Origin of the sequence: Streptomyces europaeiscabiei (genome assembly GCF_001550375.1) — a bacterium.
GTDB lineage: Bacteria > Actinomycetota > Actinomycetes > Streptomycetales > Streptomycetaceae > Streptomyces > Streptomyces europaeiscabiei.
Genome location: NZ_LRTR01000535.1, coordinates 1 through 5,976 on the forward strand (window position 1 = coordinate 1; position 5,976 = coordinate 5,976).

Below are 5,976 nucleotides of genomic sequence, written 5' to 3' on the forward strand. Positions count from 1 at the left end.
GGCACGCGCGCGCGAGAGCACCGGGAGCGCGGCGCGCACCGGGAGCGACACGGCGGGCACGGTCACCTCTTCGACGCCCTCACCGCCGGGCAGGACGACCGTCAGCTCCCCGGGGGAGCCGGGCGCGACGAGGGGCGGTGCCGAGCCGTCCGACCGCCAGAAGGCGACGTGACCGGCGCGGGCAGGATCCGCGGCCACGAACACGGCGCGGCAGCGGATCAGTTCGAAGATTTCGGAGAGGGCTGCCACGGAGATCGTCGGCACAGGGATATTGGACTCCTCAAATTTGACTACCGTATCCAGAATCGCCGAGGATACATCACTTCAAACGTCCGGCCGGCAGGTCGTGGAGTGACGTGAGTCACTTTTCCCGCACGGTGGCGGGGGCATCTCAGGGTTGTACGGGGGTTCGACTCAGGGACGTGTCAGGGTCGTGGTCCGGAACTGCGGGGGGCCCGCTCCCGTTCTCAGAACAGAGAGCGGCAGTGGCCGCGAAGGAGGCGACGGAGATGTCGAAGAGCACGAAGATCGTCGCGGGGGGTGCGGCAATCGGGATCGTCCTGCTGATCCTGTTGCCCTTCCCCTTCTGGGCCAATCTCCTGATAGTCCTGGGGATCCCCACGGCCGCGTACCTCGCGCTGGACCCCTCGCAGCGCCGCAGGCTGCGTCGGGTCGGCCGCAAGGAGCTCGGTCGCTGAGGCGCCGCCGGCCCGCGCGTGCGGGCCGGCGCATCGGCTCAGTTCGGGCGTACGGCGATTTTGTCGAGGGACTCCAGGAGGCCGGGCAGCTCCGGCCCCCGGCCCACCGGCAGCACTTCGCCGGGTTCGTCGTCGAGAAGGACGAACGCGATGTCGTCGGTCCTGGCCACCAGCGACCAGCCGGGACCGTCGGCACGGAGGGTCCGGGCGTCGCCCGGCGCGAACGAGGAGCGCACCCGCCCAAGAGGCGGAGGGGACTCCACGTACGCGCGTGCCTCCGCGAGAACGCGCCGGATGCCCGTGCGAGGGATGCCCCGGTCGCCCTCACCGGAGTCCGTCGCCGCCGACGCGTCACCGGTCGCCGACCGGCTCGCGCCGTCCTGCCCGGCGAACGCGGAGTCGTCGATCTGCTCCCGCCACCTGGCCCACTGCAGTGCGATCTCGTCGGCGCCCAGACGCCGCTGGGCGGGACCCCAGGTGCCTGTGTCCGGTGGGCTCAGCGGTGGCAGGTCCGAGACCTCCGGGTCGGGGTCGTGAGGGGCGGGCACCCCCGGGGCTGCGACGGCCACCGCGAGGGGCCAGCCGGGCAGCGCGGCCACGACCGAGTCCTCGTCGGGTGACAGGTCGTACTCCATGCCGCAGTCCCACGACGCGATGGCCACGGCGACCAGCGACACGTCGTCCACAGCCACCGTCCACCGGGCACCCTCACCGTCCTGGCCCAGGACGATTCCGTACCCGTCGGCGAGCGGCGCGAGGCCGAGGGCCGCGCAGGCCTCCGGATAGTCGTCGCCCAGCACGCTGGGGAAGTTCGCGGGCGTGAGCAGTACCGCCGTCAGCACATACAGCGCGTCGTCGTCCCCGGCGGTGACGGCGTCATCGTCCGTCCCGGCCATCCCGGCCTCCCCTGGCTCTCGCTCGTCCGTCGGCGCACCCTAATGCGCCCGACGGGCCCTTGTCACGAGTGTGAACCCCGTGCGGAGCTGCGGTGACCGGGTGGATCGGGGCGAATCGGCCGGAGATCCTCAATCGTTCAGGCGGCGGGCAGCCCCAGAAGTGACCGCGCGACCGTCTGCGGCGACTCGTCCCGCTCCCGTGCGAGCGCGATGACCGCCCGGCACGCCAGCTCGCTGACCCCGAACGACAGGGCCTCGGGCGACACCCAGGTCACGGCCTCGTCGATCTGCTCCTGGTCGTCATCGGCGCACGCCGAGATGTAGGCGGCGGCTGCCTCGAACAGGTTGTGCGTGCGCTTCGCCTCCTGTGCGGTGCTCTCGGTGTGCAACGAGTCGAAAAATCTGCCGAAGGACTTGCGAGCATTTTCGAACATATGGGCTACCTACCCCCCGCGTCGGTATCACAGCCGTCCTACTCAACGTAGAGACGGAGCTGCGGCCGCAGAAGAGGGGAGGGTGGGGTGAAGCCCTGCGAGCGGCACATTCAGGACTCGGTGTGGCGGGTCCCTCCTGGACGGCGCCGGGGCTCAGCCGACGCGCGCGGCGAGCGCGAGGAAGCGGGTGTTCTCGTCGACGTACGACGTCATGTGCCAGCCGGAAGCGGTCAGCAGCGGACCGAGGTTCGCCTCGGCGCGCAGGTCGGCCGGGGTGATCTGGCGCCCCTGACGCGCCGCGAGCGCCGCGCGGCCGATGGGGTGGAAGAGCGCGAGTGTGCCGCTCGGCCGGACCACCCTCGCCAGCTCCCGCAGGTTCTCGGTGGGGTCCGCGAGATGCGCGACGAGGCCGGCGGCGAACACCGCGTCCAGTGACTCGTCACGCAGCGGCAGCCCGGCCACGTCGGCGAGCAGCAGCTGCCCGTCGCGGTCCCGTCCGGCCCGTACGGCGGCCTCCAGCATGGCGGGTGTCAGATCCGCCCCGAGCACCACTCCGGAAGGCCCCACGGCGGCGCGCAACGGCGTCAGGGCCCGCCCCGTACCGCACCCCGCGTCGAGCACCCGGTCACCCGCGCCCAGACCGAGCTCGGCGACCGCTGCGGCATAGGCGGGTCCGTCGTCGGGGAACCGGGTGTCCCAGTGGGCCGCCCGTGCCGTGAAGAACTCCTGGACGTGTGTGTGGTCGTCGCTCATGCTCCGCATGATCCCTCACCGGAAAGGTCCGGGAAACGACGCACACGTTCGGGCGGCAGGCGATCGTTCCAGTGCATATATGCGCCACATTCCAGCACCTTTCGAAATGCGCCCCCTCCGTGCTCCCGTGCCCCCACTAGCGTCCCGGAGCCATGGGACACCTGGACCACGCCACCTTCGGCTGGCTGACCCCCGCGCTGTCGTACGTCATGGCCTCCATCGGCGCCGCGCTCGGCCTGCGCTGCACGGTCCGCGCGCTCGGAACGACCGGCAGGTCCCGCCGCAACTGGCTCGTGACCGCGGCCTCGGCGATCGGCACCGGCATCTGGACCATGCACTTCGTGGCGATGCTCGGCTTCGGCGTCAGCGGCACCGAGATCCGCTACAACGTGCCACTGACCATCCTGAGCCTCCTCGTCGCCATGATCGTGGTCTGTGCCGGAGTCTTCGCCGTCGGCTACAGCCAGGACCGCGCACGGGCGCTCCTTCTGGGCGGGCTGACCACCGGCCTGGGCGTCGCGAGCATGCACTACCTGGGCATGGCGGCCGTTCGGCTGCACGGTGACGTGACCTACGACCCGGCACTCGTAGCGCTCTCCGTCGTGATCGCCGTGGTCGCGGCGACCGCCGCCCTCTGGGCGGCACTCAACATCAAGTCGCCCATCGCGGTCACCGTCGCGTCCCTGGTCATGGGTGCGGCGGTGAGCAGCATGCACTACACCGCGATGTGGGCGGTGCGTGTGGAGGTCGCTCCGTCGGGGGCGGTCCTGCCCGGGGCCACGGCGATGCAGTTCATCTTCCCCCTCGCCGTCGGCCTCGGGTCCTACCTCTTCCTCACCTCGGCGTTCGTCGCGCTGTCGCCGACGGCCGGAGAGCGCGAGGCATCCGCGTCGGCCCAGCGGCCGGTCGAGAAGGCCGCCGCCCACTAAGCCGCGCGCGGCGGCCTTCGAGGCCCGCCCCCGAACCACTCCGATCGAGGAGGCCATGCGTACACCCCGCAGGACCCCGACAGCCGGCGCCGAGACGCCGCCCCAGCCCGCAATACGCGGCCGCCGCGCCCATGCCGGCCCTCCCGCCGACGAGCGCACCGACCCCGACGAGAGCGGCGCCCCGACGGCAGGGCCGCCCACACACGCGGGACGATGGCACCTACGCCCCCGCACCGTCCGCGCCAAGATCGTCTGCCTGCTCATGGTGCCCGTCGTCTCCCTGCTCGCCCTGTGGGCGTACGCCACCGTCACCACCGCCCAGGACGTCGCCCGCATCCGGCAGGCGCAGCGCGTCGACGCCTCCGTGCGCGGCCCCGTCGCCGACGCCGTCGCGGCGCTCCAGGCCGAGCGTGTGGCCGCCGTACGCTACGCCACCCGGCCCTCCGCCGAGCGGGAGAGCGCGCTGCGGAGACTGGCGCAACGCACCGACCGGGCGGTCGACGCCCTGCGCCTGGGAGACCGGCACACCATCGCCGACGGCACCGACCTGCCCCCAGGAGTGGCCGAACGCCTCACCGGCTTCGTGACCGGAGCCGGACGACTGCGAGTGCTGCGAACGGCGGTGCTCGACCGCAGCAGCAGCTGGACCGAGACCTACGAGCGGTACAGCACGACCATCTCCACGGCCTTCGGCGTGGGCGGCGCGCTCACCGGCGTCCAGGACGCCGACCTCGGCTCCGACGCGCGCGTGCTGCTCGAGTTCTCCCGCGCGGGAGAGGCCCTGGCCCAGGAGGACGCGGTCCTGGCCGGCGCCCGCCTGGCCGGAACCCTCGACCGCGAGCGGTTGCGCCTGTTCACCGGCGCCGTCGACACCCGTCGCACCCTGACCGAAGCCGCCGGTGTCGATCTGCGCGGCCCCGAACGTGCCGCCTGGCACGAACTCGCCGGAGGAGGCGCCTACGCCGACCTGCGCACCGTCGAGGACGAGGTACTCGCGAGTCACCCCGGAGCCCAGGCGCTCCACGCCGCTCCCGAGGCAGCCTGGAAGTCCGCCCACGCACGCGTGCGGGACGACATGCGCGCCATCGAGTCCGACGCCGGCCGCGAAGTCGCCGGCCGCGCCGACCCGTTCACCCGCGCCCTGCTCACCCCGGCGGGGGCCGCGGTGCTTCTGGGCCTCGCCGCCGTCGCCGCCTCCCTCGTCATCTCCGTACGCATCGGACGCGGACTGGTCGTCGAGCTGGTCAGCCTGCGCAACGACGCCCTGGAGATCGCCCGCCGCAAACTCCCCCACGCCATGCGAAAACTGCGCGCCGGAGAGGAGATCGACATCGACAGCGAGGCCCCGCCGGGACCCCTGGCGGAGGACGAGACCGGTCAGGTCGCCGAGGCCCTCGGCACCGTGCACCGAGCGGCCCTGCGCGCGGCGGTCGAGCGCGCCGAACTCGCCGGCGGCATCTCCGGCGTCTTCGTCAACCTCGCCCGCCGCAGCCAGGTCCTCGTGCACCGCCAACTGAGCCTGCTCGACAGCATGGAACGCCGCTCCGACGACCCCGACGAACTCAGCGACCTCTTCCGCCTCGACCACCTCACCACGCGGATGCGACGCCACGCGGAGAGCCTGATCATCCTCTCCGGAGCGGCTCCGGGACGCGCCTGGCGCCTGCCCGTCCCCCTGACGAACGTGGTCCGCGCGGCCGTCTCCGAGATCGAGGACTACGCGCGCGTGGAGGTACGGCAACTCCCCGAGGCGAAGATCGCCGGCACCGCGGTCGCCGACCTCACCCACCTCCTGGCGGAACTCGTAGAGAACGCCGCCCAGTTCTCACCGCCCCACACGCGCGTGCGGATCACCGGGGAACCGGTCGGCAACGGATACGCCGTGGAGGTCGAGGACCGGGGGCTCGGCATGGGCAAGGAGACCCTCGCCGAAGCCAATCGCCGCATCGAACAGTCCGAGGCGCTCGACCTGTTCGACAGCGACCGGCTCGGCCTGTTCGTGGTGAGCCGCCTCTCCGCCCGCCACGGCATCAAGGTCCACCTTCGGACCTCGCCCTACGGCGGCACCACCGCGGTGGTCCTCCTCCCCACCCCCCTGCTCCACAGCGGCCTGCCGGAACGTTCTCCCGGCGCCAGCGCCGAAGCACGGCCGCAGCCCGAGGAACGCGAGTACGCGCGCGTGGCCGCCATCCCGCACCAGGAACCCGTCGAACAGTCCGCCGACCGGCGCGCCCTCATGGCCCCGGTCGCCTCCGCCGGCCGGACC

Annotated in this window: 7 protein-coding genes; 3 read left to right on the forward strand and 4 right to left on the reverse strand. The window is 72.4% G+C overall.

Features of this window, described 5'->3' with window-relative positions; genetic code table 11:
• On the reverse strand, window positions 1-264 hold a 264-nt coding region (locus tag AWZ10_RS26490), incomplete at its 3' end, for a hypothetical protein (protein ID WP_159058340.1).
• Window positions 265-509: 245 nt separating this feature from the next.
• On the opposite strand from AWZ10_RS26490, the gene AWZ10_RS26495 reads away from it, so the two are divergent.
• Window positions 510-698 (forward strand): hypothetical protein, encoded by a 189-nt coding sequence (locus tag AWZ10_RS26495; protein ID WP_037705135.1) that lies wholly within the window; start codon window positions 510-512, stop codon window positions 696-698.
• A gap of 38 nt (window positions 699-736) precedes the next feature.
• On the opposite strand, the gene AWZ10_RS26500 is transcribed toward AWZ10_RS26495, so the two are convergent.
• The 3 genes from AWZ10_RS26500 to AWZ10_RS26510 all read right to left on the reverse strand — a co-directional run bounded on the left by AWZ10_RS26500 (window position 737) and on the right by AWZ10_RS26510 (window position 2,790).
• Window positions 737-1,594, reverse strand: coding sequence for a hypothetical protein (locus AWZ10_RS26500; protein ID WP_060892182.1), 858 nt, complete (start codon window positions 1,592-1,594; stop codon window positions 737-739).
• Between the two features lie 137 nt (window positions 1,595-1,731).
• Entirely contained in the window at window positions 1,732-2,028 is a 297-nt protein-coding gene (locus AWZ10_RS26505; protein ID WP_060892183.1) for a hypothetical protein, read from the reverse strand.
• 153 nt (window positions 2,029-2,181) lie between these two features.
• Window positions 2,182-2,790, reverse strand: a complete 609-nt coding sequence (locus AWZ10_RS26510) for a class I SAM-dependent methyltransferase (RefSeq protein WP_205576478.1) — start codon at window positions 2,788-2,790, stop codon at window positions 2,182-2,184.
• Between the two features lie 143 nt (window positions 2,791-2,933).
• Here AWZ10_RS26510 and AWZ10_RS26515 point away from each other — a divergent pair, with 143 nt between their 5' ends.
• Together AWZ10_RS26515 and AWZ10_RS26520 are read left to right on the forward strand one after the other, a co-directional pair.
• On the forward strand, window positions 2,934-3,710 hold the full coding sequence (locus AWZ10_RS26515; protein WP_060892185.1) for an MHYT domain-containing protein: 777 nt from the start codon (window positions 2,934-2,936) through the stop codon (window positions 3,708-3,710).
• 55 nt (window positions 3,711-3,765) lie between these two features.
• On the forward strand, window positions 3,766-5,976 hold a 2,211-nt coding region (locus tag AWZ10_RS26520; RefSeq protein ID WP_060892186.1), incomplete at its 3' end, for a sensor histidine kinase.

Bases quoted from the DNA above. Each gene is read 5' to 3' on its own strand.
- AWZ10_RS26495 (WP_037705135.1), top strand. From the start codon at position 510: ATGTCGAAGAGCACGAAGATCGTCGCGGGGGGTGCGGCAATCGGGATC.
- AWZ10_RS26500 (WP_060892182.1), bottom strand. From the start codon at position 1,594: ATGGCCGGGACGGACGATGACGCCGTCACCGCCGGGGACGACGACGCG.
- AWZ10_RS26505 (WP_060892183.1), bottom strand. From the start codon at position 2,028: ATGTTCGAAAATGCTCGCAAGTCCTTCGGCAGATTTTTCGACTCGTTG.
- AWZ10_RS26510 (WP_205576478.1), bottom strand. From the start codon at position 2,790: ATGCGGAGCATGAGCGACGACCACACACACGTCCAGGAGTTCTTCACG.
- AWZ10_RS26515 (WP_060892185.1), top strand. From the start codon at position 2,934: ATGGGACACCTGGACCACGCCACCTTCGGCTGGCTGACCCCCGCGCTG.